The following is a 17,399-nucleotide window of genomic DNA, read 5'->3' as shown; positions in this document are numbered from 1 at the left end:
AAAAAGGTTACACTCCCGTATATATTAATAAGATTATTCGCAAAAAAAGAAAAACAAAGGCTCGCTTTCGCAAAGCCTCATTCGATCTATTCGTCCAGTATCGCTTCAGCAGCATCCCTGTATGCGTTCATCACATAGGGTATGCCCGATATCTTGGAGGCTTCCTCTGTCAGAGCCATGATATCGTTCCGCGTTATGGTTGATATCCTGAATCTGCGTGAACCTGCCATCAGTTGCTGTAAGCCGGTCTTGAACTTCTGGGCATAGGTGTATATGCCAACAGCTCCCAGCGGGAGATTCTTCATGTCATCGCCGAAGCGCTGTGCCAGTTCCTCGTAGCAAACAAATATTTCTTCAGGTTTGCTTCCGAACTCGGAAACAGTCTTAGGCAAGTCGTTTTCAGATATCCACTTGCCGATGTTCTTGCCGACGAATCCGGGTATCATCAGCGCTCTTCCCATACATACAGCCTTAAAGTACGGCGAGCCCATGGCAAGTGCCTTGTACACGCCATCTTCGCTTGAGAAGCCGCCAGCCATTGCAAGGTCCGGCACTCTCATGCCCTTATTGCTGAGCTTTTCAGCGAACTCATAAGCCAGCGACTGCAGGTAGAAGGTCGGGATGCCCCATTCTTCCATCATCGGCCAGGGGCTCATGCCTGTTCCGCCCGGTGCGCCATCTATCGTCAGTAAGTCGATCTTTGCCTCCGAGCAGTATTTTAACGCCATCGCAACTTCCACCATGGAATAAGCGCCCGTCTTCAGCGTCACACGCTTGAATCCAAGGTCGCGAAGGCGGTCAACTTCTGCTGAGAATCCTTCTTTTGTGACAAAGCCCAGGCGGGAATGCCTCTCAAATTCTTTTATCGCTCCATCCGTGTATGCAGCCTTTACTGCCGGGTCTGTCGGGTCGGGAGTGACGATGTAACCCCGTTTCTTAAGTTCAATAGCGCGCTCTATGCTGTTGACCTTAATCTCGCCGCCTATGCATTTTGCGCCCTGTCCCCATTTTAGCTCGATGGTATCGAGGTCATGTTTTGATGAAACGTATTCTGCTACGCCGAGCCTTGTATCTTCCACGTTCATCTGTACAAGGATTTCGCCATAGCCTTCCTGGTATTTCTTATAGGTCTCAATCCTGCGGTCCATCTCCGGCGATTTCTTAATCTTTTTGCTGCTGTCAAGAACAAGCCCTGGATCGATACCGCATACATTCTCTCCGCATACAAGTGTTATCCCTGAGATCGCCGCACCTGCTGCAAAATGTTCCCAGTTCTTTCTTGCGATTTCCGTAGAACCGAGAGCACCAGTGAATATCGGCACTTTCAAGCGTACTTTCTTGTCCCAGCCGTATTCTGTTTCCGTGTCAACGCGCGGGAATATCGCTGTGTCCGGGTTTGGCTCTTCCCCGTCAGGAAGTCCCCATGCGCCGACGGCATAGCCCTGTATGTTCAGGTGAGAATAGTCTATCGGGTAGTTCTTGTCCGCGCCTGCGGTTATGTTCCCGAAAGGACCGGGGTAAATCACTTCGCGTCCCCTGAACGAGGATTTGAAGATCTCACAATTCCCGCGGCATCCGTCCAAACACCGGGTGCATATCCCTGACATCGGGGATACGCTCTTTGAGCGATTAAAGGTTTGCGTCGCTTCATTCGCATTTGGTTGTCTAAGATTCATTTTTCCTCCAAGTTGGGTTTTTAAAGAAGTCTCTATTGTTGCTCTCCTTTACATTGTAAACAAGTTGTAGCGTGGTCTCACGCTCGGAAGCGGAAGGTAGTTTCCTTTATATAAATATTGCGTTTATCGATGCAAAGTGGTTCAATAATCACCGCAGAAGATTCATGGAGAAGTGGCGTTCTGAGAACTGTTCGAGAGCCAGAATCGAGGCAACCAAACACAAACAAGAGTACTTGAATCATGGAAAATGGAGAAACTGATGCATTTTATTGTTCCATACATCTTTGCCATTTCTCGCACTATCGTGCCTGAATTCACACCCATCTTCTGGGCGTATTCATTCTTATGTATACTTCGCAAGCTTATTAAATTGGCGCTGATGGTCTTAATTCTATCAATAGCAAGTTCCCAATCAAAGTAATCCTCTTCGACCTGAAGAGAGTGACCAGACTCCTCAACAATAAGTTTTCCCTTGAACTCATCAAAGTCCATTTTGTATCTTTCACGGAACATCTTATCCATCAGCCTATATTCAACAAGTCGCCTGCGCAGCTCGTTAATGACAAGATGTATAGTACCTTCTTCAGGATTCTGTTTAAAAAGATTTTTCATATATACCCTGGATTTCAGTAGGTAATTTTACAAAAACAGCCATTTCTGATTTTTGGTAATAGATGTATGTCTACGCCTATGTTTTTTATTTTTTGCTGTATTTAATATTTCGATAGGTTTATCGAAATCCTCTATAGTTCCATCAGCTCTATCCAGTTGATCTTCCCGGGCAGGAAATCCTCCGGAGTTTTCCCGTTTTTTAGTGATCCGATTATAGAAATAACCGACTTTACAACAGCAAGAGGCGTCACATCCGTTGTATTTATCTCAAAAACATTCTTACTCATTTCAACAGATTCTACAAGTATCACATCCAGCGCCTCCGCATTTGCATTCTCCTTTACCTTTTCAAAAGAATACTCTTTTCTCTTGCCAAGCCGTTTCCTCAAAGCAACCGGATTCGCCCTGAGAACGACAATAGCATCAGCAGGCAGATAATGCGAAAGGTGGCTTTCCATAATGATATCCACGTCCGCTGGCGCCTGGCTGATTACCAGTTTCACCCGTTCCTCCAGCTTTTCCAGGTCAGCATTGTAAGAATTCCGCTCCTCATCTTTTTCTGTATAAAGCTTCTCATCAATAACAAGCTTATTCAGGTCGATGATGCGGTACTGCTTCCTGTATTGCGAATGCTCTGCTATAAAGCCGCAGACTGTGGTTTTCCCGGTGCCGGGCGTGCCTGTAAGAGCTATTATCACAAAATTTGCCTCATTGCCTCTATTACTCTTCTGTTCTGCTCTTCCGTGCCCACGCTTATCCGGATAAGCGATTTCCCCGCGCCCCTGAATGAAGTGCAGTCCCTTACTATTATGCCTTTTTTCAATAGCGATTCTGAAACTTCTTTTGCAGTTCCCGGGGAGACATCTATCAGGATAAAATTCGCCTCTGAGGGATATACTTTGCATAAGGAGCCAAGCCCTTTCATAAGCTGAACACGCCCTTTTTCCACTGTCTCTATGCTTCTTTTCAGGTGTTCTCTGTCACCCAGCGCCGCAATACCGGCAGCAAGCGATAACACATCGACGGAGAACGGGGTCATAACCTTCATATATTCCTTTGAAACCCATTCGGGCACGAGCGCATAGCCAAGACGCATCCCTGCAAGACCGAATACCTTGGAAAAGGTGTGCCCGATTATCAGGTTATCATATTCCCTGACGAGCCCGTTCAGGCTTTTCCCGGCAAAATCCGCATAGGCTTCATCGATGAACACAAGAGAATCAACAGAGTCCAGGATTTTCCGGACATCCTCTTCAGGGATAACATTGCCGGACGGGTTGTTGGGCGAGCAGAGAAAGATGATCTTTGTACTATCAGTCACTTTATTGAGGATATCCTCAGCATCAACATTGAAATCAGGATTACGCTCTACAAATACGGGTTTCCCGCCGTTCGCAAGCGTTGATATCTCATAGTAGGAGAACGTAGGTATCGGGATTACCGTCTCTGCTCCCTGAGACATAAAAAGCCTCATCATAGTGTCGAAAATACCGTCCATGCCGTTCCCCGATACCACGATATTATCCACAGGATAACCTGTGGAAACGGATATCGCGCTTCTTAATCCGAAAGCATCCGATGGCGGGTACAGATGGACTCTCTCTGCTTTTTCCCTGACAGCCGCAACAGCAAGAGGAGACGGCCCAAGCGGGTTCTCGTTTGAACCCAGCTTGATTATCCCGGCGGGGTCAAGCCCGTATTTGCGGGCTATTTCCTCGATGGACTTTCCCGGCACATATTCCTTTATATCTTTAACCGCCGGGCGGAGAAGTTTTTCAAATCTCATCCAGTACGGACACCGCCTTATCAAGCTGTTCTTTCGTTATAGTGAGGGGCGGGACAAACCGCAGCACGGATTCCGACGTGCAGTTAAGAAGCACACCGCGCTCCCTGGCTCTGTTCACTATATCTTCGCATTTAATGGAAAGCTCCATGCCAACCATCAGTCCCTTGCCGCGTATCTCCCTGACATAATCCCTGTCCAGGTCTTTTAGCTTCCTGATGAGGTATTTGCCCATCTCTTCAGACTTCTTTACGAGCCCCTCATTTTTGATGACCTCTATATTGGCAATGGCAGCAGCACACGAGAGCGCGTTCCCGCCGAAAGTCGATGCGTGGTCGCCGCGCCCGAAATTCGCTGCCACATCCTCTCTTGCAAGCATAGCGCCCATGGGGAACCCTCCTCCCATTGCTTTTGCTGTCGTCATTATATCAGCCATGATACCGGAATGTTCCCTTGCGAACCACCTGCCCGTTCTTCCGAAGCCTGTCTGTACCTCGTCCAGTATCAATAAAGTGCCTGTCTCATCGCAGATTTCCCGCACTTCCTTCAGGTAGTCATCTGATGGTATTATCACGCCGCCTTCCCCCTGTATGGGCTCAAGAATTACTCCTGCCGTGTCGCCGTTTATAGCCCGCCTGATAGCATCGGCATCGTTGTAGGGAACGAATACCGCGGGTGCGAGCGGCTCAAAAGGCTTGCGGTATTTTTCCTTGTGCGTAACACTGAGCGCGCCGCGCGTCCTTCCGTGGAAGGCATGCTCGGCAGCGACGAACTCTTTCTTCCCTGAGGCTTTGCGGGCAAGTTTCAGCGCGCCTTCTACGGCTTCTGTTCCGGAGTTGCAAAAGAATATCCTGTCAATCTTCGTAAGATTAACGAGTTCCTCGGCAAGGATTGCCTGCTGCTCTGTATAGTAAAGGTTGGATACGTGTATTAACTGCTCTGCCTGCCGCTTTATCGCATCTACGACAGCAGGATGGCAGTGACCTACATTATTTACAGCGATTCCGGCTACGCAGTCGATGTACTCCTTTCCATCAACATCGGTCACCAAAGCGCCGCACGCTTTTTTTAAAGCAATGGGCTGGCGCGTGTACGTCTGGAATATGTATTTCTCGAACTTCCCGACTATCTCATCATAACTAAGATCCATATCGTATCCCTTTTATTATTTTAGCCCACAGCATCAAAAAGGCTTACTGCGTCATTCATTACTGTTTCTGTCGGATGGACTACAATGCCTTTTTCCTGAATATCGTAAGGGTGCAGGCTGTCATCATGCTTGACGCCTCGCATCTTTAATATTTCTATTGCCCTGACCCGGCTTCCCCCTGCCCTGAAGACATGCAGCCTGATAACGCCTGCTGACAGGTATTCTTCCACGCTGAACGATTGTCCGCCGTATATCTCGCTTGTCATAAGGGTCGTACAGTCAAGGTACTCAAGGTTTTTGACTAACTCGGATACGATATCTCTTGCATCCGCGTCCGATGATAATTTAAGGGACGTTATGGAATCAATGAACAGCCTTCTGGCTTTTATCTCGCCTGCTGCGTCCTGGATCTGCCTGAAAATATCGCCAACATTCTTGCTGGCTGCGATGGAGCAAACAGGACTGTTCTCCGGCGTTTTTGCGAATTTTGTGTACTTGAACGGGTTGGCATATATTATTTTGAGCTTCTTCCGGGAGATGAGTTTTTCCATATCCCACCCGAACCTCCACGAATCGCGGATTATCCTGGATGGGGTCTCCTCCATTGCAACCAGGATACCGGGCTCGTTATAATTTGTCACCCCTCCTATGAGATACTGCACGCCAAATGTGGTCTTACCGGCCCCGGGTCCTCCCGTCACAAGGATAATATCGTTTTCGACATAACCTCCTTCTATTAATTCGTCCAGTCCGGGAATAGCTGATTTTACTGTACCCATTCAGTTCCTCGCTGCTGCCAATAGTATGGGTTTATCAATATATATAATTGACTGTAAAAGTTAAGGATGGGCGATGAACCTGTTCTTTTTTAATTCTCCCAGGATAAGTTCTTTTGAGGGTATGTCCTCCTCCTTGCATTTCTCTTCTTTCCATGCCTCCAACGAGCGAAAAATAAAGAATATGCCGTCCTCTTTTTTTGAGGCTTCAAGGTTGGGGTCATCTGATTTTTCTAAAAATGCACGGTAGCCTTCAAGAACTTTCATTGATGTATTTAATGTTCTATTGATTTATGAAACTTACGTCTGTGGTTCAGGGTGACTGGATAGCATATTGCATGGCATCTTCTATAATCCCTACCTCTCTTATCCCGATGCCTATATCTCCCACATCGCTTTTTTGCCCGACGGGTACGAGGAACAGCACAGCCCCGCTCTCTTTTGCGGCAAGCGCCTTTGCCCGCACCGCACCGACTCTTCCTATTGAGTGGTCATCGTTTATGGTACCTGTAATCAGCACATCATTCCTTATGGTCTTTCCCTGCATGGCTGCCATCGCTGCCAGGCTCATGGCTGCTCCTGCGCTTCCGCCCTGTATGATCAAGCCCTGCGCCTCGGGAGGAGATTCGATGTTGATAAGCACGTCTTTATTAGCCAGGTTTGCCCCTGTGGTCTCACGCGCTACCTTAACTGCTGTCTGTGCCGATAACTGAAGTTCCTCGTCAAATAGCACGTTAGCTACGTTAATGAACAGGTTGCCGCTCCCGTTCTTTATTATAACCTCAAGCGGGATCAGTTTGCCTTTATCGTTCTCATCGATTGCCATAACCCCATAATCGCTTTTTGCGACCATCGTGAGGTTTAATATCTCCCGCTCATATGTCTGCCGTACTCGCGTTTCATTCGTTAATTGCTCCCTGGTCATGGACAGGTTCTGTTGCAAAGATATGGTAGTATTTTCAAGCTGCGATATCTGTTCTTGTTGATGCTGTGAAATGTTGGTCAGATCACTGATTTTTTCATCTTGCTGTCTTACTTTTTCAAGATTTTGGAGTAAGAAAAAAAATGAGCCAGCGAATAATACGAAAAGGATTATAACTGTGATTTTTAGCTTCCTGTTGTAATCCGGCGATTTATCCACTGTATTCTCCACAATACTTATTAATCTGCCATTATGTAAAAGTTTTTTTAATCAAAAAATAAACGTATATAAATGAAATTTAACTAACCATAGCTATTTATAAACTATAAATAACTCAAATAAACCATAATAAACCTTACAATTTTAAAATCTGATTAGAAAATCGTCGGTTCATTTATATTGATGGCAGCCTTAATAATGATTAGAGGAGCCGGAATACCTAAAACCGCCTTTGTCCGTCAATGGATTATTATCTGGGATCTTTAAAAACATAAGGCTCCTCTGATATTGTACTGCAATCATTATACTGCAATCCCGGCATCAGGCATCTTTATATTTTCTCATGCTTACTAAATATTAAATGGTCAATACACTAAGTTTAGGTAATATCTTAAAAACCCGTTCTAATAAAAACCATGATGCTATCAACTGAGGTCAAACCCGTCCACTTCCGCTACTTCAAGCCCAACATGCAAAGCATTGCAGCCCTGATGCCCCTTCTCCCTGGCGCCGACCTTGCGCGGGAACCTGTCGATGGCATAATGCTCTATAGCTTTGCGACGCCGCAGGCAGCATCAATTTTCCAGGAGGTGGAGTGCTCAAAGACACGCTCAATTTTCATAGCCGGGGGTCCGCATCCTTCGGCGCGCCCTGAAGAGACGCTTGAGTTCTTCGACTATGTCGTGATCGGGGAAGGCGAGGAAACGCTACCCGAACTGGTAGGCGCGCTCCAAAAAGACGGAGATGTCTCATCGGTCAAAGGTATAGCTTTTAAAAAAGCGGGCAGTATCGTTTTTACTGGAAAAAGAGAAGACGTAGAACTGAATAAATACCCCGCTTTTGACCCCGGACTGATACACAGCAGTATAGAGATAAGCCGCGGCTGCCCTTTTAACTGCGCTTATTGTTCGACACCGCAATTGTTCGGTCACAGGATGAGGCATCGCAGCATTGATGAGGTCGCAAAGTACGCGGAATTCCTGCGGGATGTAAGGTTCACATCCCCCAACGCCTTTGCCTACGGCTCTGACGGCGCTCATCCGCAAATTGAGAAAATAGAAGCGCTCCTTTGCGCTTTACCGCGCAGGAACATATTCTTTGGCACATTTCCCTCTGAAGTTAGACCGGAGTTCATAAACGACAGGCTCCTTGAGCTCGTGGCGGAATATTGTGCCAATACAACGCTCAATATGGGCGGACAGTCAGGAAGCCAGAGTATGCTTGACAGTATAAACCGGGGGCACACAGTGGAGGACGTTATCATAGGTGCCGAGAAATGTCTCCAGCACGGCTTCACGCCTGTCGTGGATTTCATCTTTGGTCTGCCCGGTGAGACGGAGGATGACCAGCTCGATACCCTGCAGCTTATTAAATGGCTCACAGGAAAAGGAGGAAATGTACACTCCCATTATTTTATGCCCCTGCCTGGAACTGTACTTGAGAACCGCTTGCCTTCACCCTTATCCAGGCATGTGGACAGAGTAATGGGCGAACTTGCGCTCCATGGAAAGGCGACAGGCGTATGGTCTAAAGCTTGATATCATCATTCTCAACCAGAAGCCGGAACTCATCAAGGCTCAGGCGCCCGCTCTTCTGTAATTTCTCCTTCGCCTGCTCCCGCTTTCCCTCGGTTTTCAGCTCTTCCCTGGATAACTGTACCTCTTTCATCTGCTCAAGATAGGCCCCAAGCTCTTCTCTTAGTTTCGGTATTTCAGTTTTAAGAGTTCCTATCCTCTTTCGAAGCGGAGCAATGCCCTTATATTTCTCGGTCAACTGGGAATGGTAGGAATCCGCAGCTTTCCGTATCGTATCGATCTCATCATAAAGGGCAATCATCTCTTCATGGTATTTCTGGGATTCCTGGGCAAGTGATTGGATTTTTGAGTGTAAGGAATCCATATCCGTATAGATTTCTTTTGCCCTGTTATACTCGGTCGATATCTCCGTATGGATAACATTGGCTTTTTTAGTCGCATCAAGCCTCTGGCTCAATTCGGTCAAACGGTTAAAAATACTGATCTCATGCTCAAGCGGGATATCGGCTGTCAGGAGCATATTGAGTTCTTCGCTGTATGCTTTTTCGAGTGTTTCCGTCCTTCCCTTCGCAGCCTTGTTCAGTTCATCGCGCGTCTTCTTGAGGTCTCCGATTTTTTCATTGAATTCCTTTCCCCTGCCTCTGAGCTGGTCGCGCATGGATTTTAGTTCGGCTATCCTGGCGTTCGCTTCATCACGTTTTTTCCGCAGCTCCGCAGCTTTGGGGGACATCTCCCTGACCCGCGCGTTCAGGTCGTCGCGCTTTACTTTTAATTCGCTTCCACCGTCGCTATGAAGCGATATTTCCCTGAAAATGGTTTTCAGTTCCCTCTCGTTCTGCTCTAACTTCTGCCTGAGGAGATTTATTTTTTCTTTCAGTTCCCGTTCTGAAAGTTTCGGGAACACCTTCGGTGCCTCGTCCTGTTGTGCTACGGCAATTTTGCCCTGCTCGCCGGAATCCTGTTCAGTCACCTCTTTGGGTGAGTCTTCACCGGCTTCTTCCGGTATGCTTGCAGCCTGCATCATATCGTCCTCACTCAACCCTGATCCCACCTTTTTGTTTTTCCCAGTATGCAAGCGCATTATTATGACTTTCTATCCTGTGCTTTAACCAGTTGTAGCGTCCTTCAATTTCGCCAAGCTGTTTATCATATTCTTTTACGGAGATCAAGTTTTGTTTTGGCTTATCCTGAAGAGAAAGCAGTTCTTTATGCGAGGAGTTCGCCTCATTCAATTTATCTATGATTCCCTTTCCTGTTATGATGACGCCTGCTTTTTTAGCCTCGGATTCAAGGTCGTAGATAAGTTTTTTAATCTCGGCTATTATATTCTCTTCATCTCCGATGTTTTTTGAGGTCTGTAGCTTTTTCTCGAATTCTTCGAACCTGTTGATTATGCGTGTAACATCATGGACGTTTCCTGCCTTGCCTGCCCGCATCCTGTCAATCAACTGGCTGGAAAGCTCTTCCCTTTGCTTTTTTGCCTGATAGAAAAGCAGATAGTGTTTTTCATTCAGTACAGTGATCCTGGAGTCTGTAGCCTCTATCTCTTTCTTAATAGCGTCTGACTGCTGCCTGGTTGTGTTCAGGCGGTTTTCAAGTTCCGAAAATTCGGTATTGAACGACTCAAGAAAACGTTTATGTTTGCCAATAACCTGCTCGACCAATCCTCTGTTATCAATTATTTCTGTCATATTCGTATCATCTGTGCATGAGGGATGTCCTCGATGAATATAATAGCATCCGGATCAATACACCCGCATTCTACCGCACAGGCTATAGCTTTTTCGCCTGCTATGTTCGCGATCGTAGCGGATAAGAGAGCTTCTTTGACATTTGTCTCATCTGCTTCATCGCCTTTATAAAAGCTGCTGTCCAGTTTCAGGACAAGCTTTCCTTCCCTGAATTTTTTTCCGAGTATATTCTTATCACAGACGGCTACGATAACATGTCCTTCCGTATCGTATTTTTTCATGTACATATTTAAACAACCCTGAATCGCCCGTTTGTCACTTCAAGTATTTCTCCTATGGTTTTTAATTTCATTATGTTTTCTTCAATGGTATCTTTTTTGATACCTGAATGTTCTGCCTTTGATATAATCTCTTCCAGGGGTACCGCGCTCTTGTGCTCCTCCTGGAGTTCCCGTATTATCTCTTTTAATACCTTTATCCTGTCGCGCTGGCTCTTTCCCATTCCAACGTTAATGATATCCGCATCAAGCCTGCCTGTCTCCGGGTCGGTCATGACCTGCTTGAGGCTTGCCATTACGATGCGAATTACGCGGTCCGTGTCTTCCATTGTTATGACGCTGCTCAAACGTACGCGTGCGCTCGCCTCTGCCAGGCGGATAAGCGCCTCAAGCTGGCGCGCAGTAACCGGAACCGGGGAATTCGGGTCTTCACCCTGTTTTCGCAGGCTCAGGTAGAAGTCTATCAACCGCTTCCTGGCATCGTCCTGGATGATCGGGAAGATATTCCTTTTTGTATATGCGATATACTTTCTGAGCATGTCCGCCTTGATTACGGGCTGTATGACCTCCATAGCTTTCGTTATCTCATCCATTTCTATGCCTGAACCGATGACATTGGCTCTCCTCACCGAAAGCTCGCCTGCATAATGCGCTTTAAGTATGTGTTCTGCGATCGCAGTATCCCGGCTGACCGAAGGTTCATCTGTCAGGATGAAGATAAGGTCAAAACGCGACAGGAGCGCCGGGGGCATGTTTATTTGCTTCGCGATGGGCTCGTACCTGTCAAACCGCCCGAACTTGGGATTAGCCGCGCCAAGCAGCGCGCAGCGTGATTTCAATGTAGCCATGATGCCTGCCTTGGCTATGCTTATTGTATTGTGGAGCACCAATCCCTCGGATATAAACGTATGATTTGGCTCTACAGTGACATCATAAACCCACTCAACATTCTCATTATTTAATGTTTCAACGCTCTTTATCTGGATGAAACGAATATCTGAAGCAATAAGAGATTTTAATTTCTTAATCGAAGTTTCCGTATTTTCAAGCTTTTCTTTTGCCAATTGCACAACAGATTCCTGAAGGGTAATATAATTATTTTTAGAATGAGTCCTCTCTATATATGTGACCATACTTACTGATTTTCGTATTCTCGATGCAACCTCAGATATAGGTATCTTATATTTTTGTCTTATTTCTCGTGCATCGTAAACTGCGGATGTACTATTTAAGGTTGAGATGTAATGTTCTACTTTGTCTAAATATTTCAGGGCAGTTTTTCTGTGCACCTTGGTTTTCATAACAGTGCTGTGACAAAAACGCCCGTCATCTAAGCGATAATCCCTGAGAAGTTTCTTAATAGACGCACATATTTCCCAGGGAACCCTATCATTATCATTCAATCGGTTTTTACTTCTCTGAACGAACTGATTTATCCTATTATTTCTTTTATCATGCCTGCCGATTAGTTCATAAAATATCTGGGCACTTTCACTTCCAGAAATAACGACTTTATATGCAGGTTTCAGCTTCCCATCCCTGTTTGAGAAATATAAAGCTGATTGAATAATATAAGAATATATGCCCAGGGATAACAGCAAATCAGAGTAATCCCTTGCTAAATTTATAGAGTTTGTAACATAACCAAATCTTTCTGAATCGTAAAATCCATCTCCTCTAAAAGCTCCAAGGAGGAATTGTGTTCTGTTTTCTTCTGAAGCATGAAATAGGGATTTAGGAATTCTCTTTTCATTCGATTTTGCAAGCACTTCGGGAAAGTTCGATTTAAAGAACTCACATAACGATATCGATACACATCTTACGTTATATAAATCCTTAGTCGCGGTTCTTCTGTTCCTTGCGACCTGGATTTGCACGTAAGGCTCTATATCAAAAAGAATCTTTACTATTTTACAGGCATCGTTAATAATTTCTTCATCAGTATTTGAAATCATTATCTCAGCACTTCTATTCTTAGGTCTTTGAGAAAAATGACCCTCGCTAACGATATACCCTAATAATCTGGCAAGGTCATTATCTATCTTCGCCGGGAATGAGATAATTTTCTTAGTTTGCGGGCGCTCTGCTCTTAATAGCGAAACCTCATTTTCTTCTATAGGGTACATTCCTGCTACGGGTGCGAGCATACCTTTTTTTGCGCTGTCTGCACGCGTCTCTTTTATTTCCCCATCCTTTAAGATATAAATAGGATGTTCTGGAGTAACTGTTACGCTCTTTCCATTAGAGTAAGTAATCTTAACAAAATATTTGGGTGCTTTGTGTCTGCTTACTCTATCTATTACTGTTGGATAGATATTTTTAAAATCTGTGGTTAAAATTTTAAATTTTTTATTTTCAGAAAGATTCAATATTTCACAATTATTTCCGTTAACTACCTTTTCCCTGCTGGAAATTATAAGCTCATCCACAAATTTGCCTATTTCTATTTTTTCCCCATTTGCAAACATGATTTCTGTTTTGGGGTGATAAGATTGCTGCTCCATCGCCTCGTGCATCGAACTCCTGTCATCCGCTTCCATCTTGTCAAGTTCGTCCACGCATGCAAGACCCATATCCGCAAGCACGAGGGCGCCTGCTTCAAGCGTCCACCGCCCTTCGCCGAACTCATCCTTGACAGCGGTCGCGGTAAGACCGGCAGATGTTGAGCTTTTGCCGCTTGTGTATATACCCCGCGGCGCAAGCCTGACGCCGTATCGCAGCAGTTGTGATTTTGCCACACCGGGGTCACCAACAAGAAGAATGTGTATATCGCCCCTTATGCGCGCGCCGTCAGGCAGGGATTTGGGCATGCCTGAAAAAAGCTGCAAAGCCATGGCTTCCTTGACTTCATCGTAACCGTAAATCGTGGGGGCTATCGAGTGGATAACCTTACCGAAGATATCCGTGTCCTTCCCAAGGGCAAGGATCTCATTTATCTCTTCTTTTGTTATCTCGATGTCCTCGAACTCCTTATCCTCTATCTCTATCGATACGCCATCAAGCACGAGGTCAAAGAACGTGCTTTTCCCCTGCTGGGTATTTCTCTGGAAAGAGCGCAGTATCCCTGATATCACGATGCGGTCACCCGGAGTTACGACTCCGGCGAGGTCGTCATCCACATCTACGTCCAGGGTCTGGGGCTGCTCTCCCCCGCGCAGGTCGTCGGGAGATTCCTGCACCCGCAGTTTCTGCGCGTCGACAAATTCGGAGTCTTCATGAACGATCTTAAAAGGGCCTTTTCTTCCGCAGACATCGTTTTCGCACTCGTACGGCTCAACGAACTTGCCTTCCCCCTGGGGTACGAATGTAACATGCTCGCATCTCTGGCATTTAAATGCTGCATTGACGATCTTGGGTCTTACCTCGGTAGCCTTCCTGATAAGACCCGATATAGCTATGAATTTGTTGATATTGGCGCTCCGCAGCTCCCTTATCTGGATGCGTGCCTGTTCCGGGAGCTTGATGACCCTTACATGGGTGTTCTTGAACTCCTCGACATCCGCAGGCAGTTCGATGCCGATAAGGGCTTCATTTGCATGTTTTAACACGGTTTCAGGGTGCTCAAGAAGCTCATCTGCAAGCTCCCTGTCGAACTGTTCAAGGTCAGGGAACTGAATGAAAAGGCTTCGCTTCTCAGGGTAATGGTTCGCCAGGTCAAGCAGGTTATCCCAGTAATAGCGTTTGAAGAAATCTTCCCAGATCTGATTTGATGATTGTGCCATTTATACTACTAAATACCGAATGGTACTTCAATGTTTCGAGGTTTTGACTTTAAATATTCAACCCCCTTATTTCTATTGGAGAACTTAAATTATAATTCTAATAATAATGATGAAAAATGATTTGTAAAAATCGAGCCTACCTTATTCGATTATAAAAAAGCATCATGCATACCATTATTGGTCAGCTTACAATTTTTCTGGAATGTACTTATCATTTTGAATAATTTACCCCTGTTTCTTCTGGAAAACTATAACATGATATTATAGTTTACGGATTGTGCCCTTCATTGAATGTATATTTTTATAAACAAAAAAAACAAATTAGTATCCCATGACTTCATCCACCCGGAACAATCCAAAGCAGGCGGCAGGAGAAGAGGCTGCCCGGCTTGTAAAAGACGGTATGGTCGTTGGACTCGGGACAGGCTCAACCGCAGCCTACGCAATAAAAGAGCTTGGAAAACATGTTGCTGCGGGTTTGAAAATACTGGGCGTGCCAACCTCCTACCAGTCCGCTTTTTTAGCATCTGAGAACGGGATCCCCCTTACAACCCTGGATGAGCATCCCGTTCTTGATATCGATATTGACGGCGCAGACCAGGTAGCAGGTTTCATCGCTATCAAAGGCGGCGGCGCAGCGCACACGCGCGAAAAAATCGTGGCTTTGTCATCAAGGAAGTTCGTGGTCGTGGTGGATGAGTCCAAATGCACCGGTGTACTTGACCACACTGTCCCGCTTGAAATCCTGCCATTTGCGCGGAAACTTGTGATAAAACAGGTAGCAGAGCTTGGAGGGAAGGCGGAACTGCGTATGGGCGTCAATAAGGACGGCCCTGTCATCTCGGATAACGGGAATTTCATCATGGATGCCGATTTCGGGACAATAGATGATCCCGCTGCGCTGGCTGAACAACTTTCACAGTGCGTGGGAATAGTAGAACACGGGATATTCACAAAGATAGATGCTGTTTATATCGGGAAAAAAGACGGCTCTGTAGGGATAACGAGCCCTTAGGAGCCTTTTATATCATTACCAAACTCATCATTCCCAAGGTTCTCGGTCACCTTTGTTCCTTCTTTTACCCTTATTTCAGGCCATATCCTTACTGTTGAATTTACCGTTACCCCTTCCTTGATTATCACTCTCGGCCCTATTACGGTACCGGTCTCAAGTATGCATGAATTCTGTATCCCTGTCGCATTATCGATGATAGCACCCGAAACAGCAGTGTTTGAACCGATCTCAACATTGTTAAAGATATAAGAGGACAGTATCCTTGAGCTGTTGCCGATCCTGCAGTTTGAGCCTATGGACGTATACGGGCCTATCAGGACATTATCACCTATGGAGGTGTTCTCCCCGATCACTATCGGTCCAACGATCGCAGAATTTGAGCCTAAAGATACATCATGCCCTATATCGACCGGGCCTGATACTTTTGCGTCCTTGATATTAAAGCGCCCTGAGATCTTGGTCCCCGGCATCTGCTCAAGCATCCACCTGCATGCTTCACGGTACGCCTGCGGGTTGCCTATGTCGGTCCACCTCCCGTGCACAAGGAAACCGTTGATGTTCTCTCCCCTTTCCATTATAGCAGGGAAGAGGTCTTTTGCGAAATCGTAGTATTTCTGCTTCGGTATCCAGTCAAGGACTTCAGGGTCGCATACATATATGCCCGTGCTTGCAAGGTTGCTGAAAATTTCACCCGGTCCGGGTTTCTCAAAAAAGCGGGTAATCCTGCTATTGACATCCATGTCCGCGATACCGTATTCGCGGGGGTCATCGATGGGTATCAGCCCGATTGTCACAGGTGCGTCGTTCTTCTCATGGAAACGATAGAACTCCCGCAGGCCCAGGTTCATTACATGGTCTCCCCCCACGACCATTAAAGGCTCGCCCTCGAAGAGTTCTTCGGCGTTCTTTACCCCGCCTGCTGTCCCTAGTTTTTCCTGCTCATGCACATATTCGATATGCACGCCGTACATGCTGCCGTCGCCAAGCGCAGCCTCTATCTCGCCACCAAGGTAGCCCAGGGTGACAACGATGTCGTTGAAACCTTCCAGGGCAAGGTGCTCGACCAGATGTTCCACTGAAGGCTTATTTAACAGCGGGATCATCGGTTTCGGTCTGTCAAAGGTAAGGGGCCTGAGTCTTGTACCCTCACCGCCGCACATTATGCATGTCTTCATTAAGATTCCGACGTTGAATTTGTTTTTCAGGGTATATAGAATTATCGTATTCCTCGAACCTATCCATTATACGGAATATTAACCTTTAGACACAACAAGAGTATTTTAACAACGAACTAATACGAACTCGTACGAACTCTTCTTAAAAAATACATCGTTTTAACTGTTAAAAGTTTAAACGGAGGATGCGCTATCCTTCTTTTCCTGAAAATTGCTTTTTAAAATCTTTAAACCGGTTACTTTTGAGATTTCGTCGAATCTCTTATCTGTAGAGGCAATCTTATCTGCTCCATTTGCTACGGCAATGCCTGCTATAAGTACATCAAGAGCATTAACAGATTTTCCCATAGTCAAGAGATCTGCCATTATTTCGCTTGATTTTTCTGCAGCTTTAAAATCAAAATTTAAAACTGGTGTTTCAGAAAAAAATCTTCTGAAAAATCTTTCCTCTTTTTTTACTTTTTTATGTTTTACACCGGACATTATTTCATGAAATGTTATAACAGTAGTTGCAATATCCGAATCAAAATCAAGAGCAATATCAAGATCATCAATTTCCGTAATTTCAAAAGCTCCAAGTGTTTCTTTTGTCCCTATAAAAAAATCAATGAGATAAGCTGTATCAAGAACTATCATATAGTTCGCAGCCTCGCAGATTCTCTTATTTTCTTACAGTCTTCTTTTATCTCGATTATAGCTTTACTATCCTTCAAGCCTCCAAAATAATATCTTAGATTTGGTTTTCGCTTCTTTGTCAGCTTATATATCACATCACTAAAGCTTTCATTCTCTTTTTTTAAGCTCGCGAGGATATTGTACCTGAATTTCGACGATTTTGGTAACTA

The 17,399-nt window shown here is 45.5% G+C and carries 17 protein-coding genes; 2 read left to right on the top strand and 15 right to left on the bottom strand.

Annotated features, from left to right (window positions below; genetic code table 11):
- Positions 1–86: 86 nt before the first annotated feature.
- The 8 genes from MNV_RS15510 to MNV_RS15475 all read right to left on the bottom strand — a co-directional run bounded on the left by MNV_RS15510 (position 87) and on the right by MNV_RS15475 (position 7,138).
- Positions 87–1,676: an FMN-binding glutamate synthase family protein gene (locus tag MNV_RS15510; RefSeq protein ID WP_096206852.1), complete on the bottom strand. Its 1,590-nt coding sequence runs from the start codon at positions 1,674–1,676 to the stop codon at positions 87–89.
- Positions 1,677–1,838: 162 nt separating this feature from the next.
- Positions 1,839–2,288, bottom strand: a complete 450-nt coding sequence (locus MNV_RS19850; protein ID WP_179294022.1) for a hypothetical protein — start codon at positions 2,286–2,288, stop codon at positions 1,839–1,841.
- A gap of 131 nt (positions 2,289–2,419) precedes the next feature.
- Positions 2,420–2,986, bottom strand: a complete 567-nt coding sequence (locus MNV_RS15500) for an adenylate kinase family protein (protein ID WP_179294021.1) — start codon at positions 2,984–2,986, stop codon at positions 2,420–2,422.
- Positions 2,983–4,074, bottom strand: coding sequence for a histidinol-phosphate transaminase (gene hisC / locus MNV_RS15495; RefSeq protein ID WP_096206850.1), 1,092 nt, complete (start codon positions 4,072–4,074; stop codon positions 2,983–2,985). The genes MNV_RS15500 and hisC overlap by 4 nt, the downstream gene beginning before the upstream one ends.
- A complete protein-coding gene (locus MNV_RS15490; RefSeq protein WP_096206849.1) occupies positions 4,064–5,221 on the bottom strand; it encodes an acetylornithine transaminase in 1,158 nt (385 codons plus the stop codon). Before MNV_RS15490 ends, hisC begins: the two co-directional genes overlap by 11 nt.
- Positions 5,222–5,241: 20 nt before the next feature.
- Positions 5,242–6,000 (bottom strand): ATPase domain-containing protein, encoded by a 759-nt coding sequence (locus MNV_RS15485; RefSeq protein ID WP_096206848.1) that lies wholly within the window; start codon positions 5,998–6,000, stop codon positions 5,242–5,244.
- A gap of 60 nt (positions 6,001–6,060) precedes the next feature.
- Positions 6,061–6,264, bottom strand: coding sequence for a hypothetical protein (locus tag MNV_RS15480; protein ID WP_096206847.1), 204 nt, complete (start codon positions 6,262–6,264; stop codon positions 6,061–6,063).
- A 46-nt stretch (positions 6,265–6,310) separates the two neighbouring features.
- Positions 6,311–7,138 carry a S16 family serine protease gene (locus tag MNV_RS15475; RefSeq protein ID WP_143311832.1) on the bottom strand — a complete coding sequence of 276 codons (828 nt, stop codon included), beginning with the start codon at positions 7,136–7,138 and terminating at the stop codon, positions 6,311–6,313.
- 416 nt (positions 7,139–7,554) lie between these two features.
- Here MNV_RS15475 and MNV_RS15470 point away from each other — a divergent pair, with 416 nt between their 5' ends.
- Complete coding sequence (locus MNV_RS15470; RefSeq protein ID WP_257000087.1) at positions 7,555–8,676, top strand: TIGR04013 family B12-binding domain/radical SAM domain-containing protein; 1,122 nt, start codon at positions 7,555–7,557, stop codon at positions 8,674–8,676.
- Here the strand turns inward: MNV_RS15470 and MNV_RS15465 are convergent.
- The 4 genes from MNV_RS15465 to MNV_RS15450 are packed head-to-tail and all read right to left on the bottom strand — an operon-like array spanning position 8,666 to position 14,364.
- Positions 8,666–9,712, bottom strand: a complete 1,047-nt coding sequence (locus tag MNV_RS15465) for a coiled-coil protein (protein WP_143311830.1) — start codon at positions 9,710–9,712, stop codon at positions 8,666–8,668. The genes MNV_RS15470 and MNV_RS15465 overlap by 11 nt on opposite strands.
- The gene (locus MNV_RS15460; RefSeq protein ID WP_096206844.1) at positions 9,705–10,364 is read right to left on the bottom strand and encodes a coiled-coil domain-containing protein; all 660 of its coding nucleotides are present in this window, start codon (positions 10,362–10,364) and stop codon (positions 9,705–9,707) included. The genes MNV_RS15465 and MNV_RS15460 overlap by 8 nt, the downstream gene beginning before the upstream one ends.
- Positions 10,361–10,651 (bottom strand): DUF424 domain-containing protein, encoded by a 291-nt coding sequence (locus MNV_RS15455; protein WP_096206843.1) that lies wholly within the window; start codon positions 10,649–10,651, stop codon positions 10,361–10,363. Before MNV_RS15455 ends, MNV_RS15460 begins: the two co-directional genes overlap by 4 nt.
- 2 nt (positions 10,652–10,653) lie before the next feature.
- A complete protein-coding gene (locus MNV_RS15450; RefSeq protein ID WP_096206842.1) occupies positions 10,654–14,364 on the bottom strand; it encodes an LAGLIDADG family homing endonuclease in 3,711 nt (1,236 codons plus the stop codon).
- 331 nt (positions 14,365–14,695) lie between these two features.
- Here MNV_RS15450 and rpiA point away from each other — a divergent pair, with 331 nt between their 5' ends.
- Positions 14,696–15,379, top strand: a complete 684-nt coding sequence (gene rpiA, locus MNV_RS15445) for a ribose-5-phosphate isomerase RpiA (protein WP_096206841.1) — start codon at positions 14,696–14,698, stop codon at positions 15,377–15,379.
- On the opposite strand, the gene MNV_RS15440 is transcribed toward rpiA, so the two are convergent.
- The 3 genes from MNV_RS15440 to MNV_RS21385 all read right to left on the bottom strand — a co-directional run bounded on the left by MNV_RS15440 (position 15,376) and on the right by MNV_RS21385 (position 17,366).
- A complete protein-coding gene (locus MNV_RS15440; RefSeq protein WP_096206840.1) occupies positions 15,376–16,554 on the bottom strand; it encodes a sugar phosphate nucleotidyltransferase in 1,179 nt (392 codons plus the stop codon). The genes rpiA and MNV_RS15440 overlap by 4 nt on opposite strands.
- 174 nt (positions 16,555–16,728) lie before the next feature.
- The gene (locus tag MNV_RS15435; protein WP_096206839.1) at positions 16,729–17,190 is read right to left on the bottom strand and encodes a type II toxin-antitoxin system VapC family toxin; all 462 of its coding nucleotides are present in this window, start codon (positions 17,188–17,190) and stop codon (positions 16,729–16,731) included.
- On the bottom strand, positions 17,187–17,366 hold the full coding sequence (locus tag MNV_RS21385; RefSeq protein WP_096206838.1) for an antitoxin VapB family protein: 180 nt from the start codon (positions 17,364–17,366) through the stop codon (positions 17,187–17,189). Before MNV_RS21385 ends, MNV_RS15435 begins: the two co-directional genes overlap by 4 nt.
- Positions 17,367–17,399: the final 33 nt, after the last annotated feature.

The sequence above is a fragment of the Candidatus Methanoperedens nitratireducens genome (assembly GCF_900196725.1).
Lineage (GTDB): Archaea > Halobacteriota > Methanosarcinia > Methanosarcinales > Methanoperedenaceae > Methanoperedens > Methanoperedens nitroreducens_A.
The sequence above is the reverse complement of the archived record's forward strand: the minus strand, read 5'-3'. Positions and strand labels throughout refer to the sequence as shown.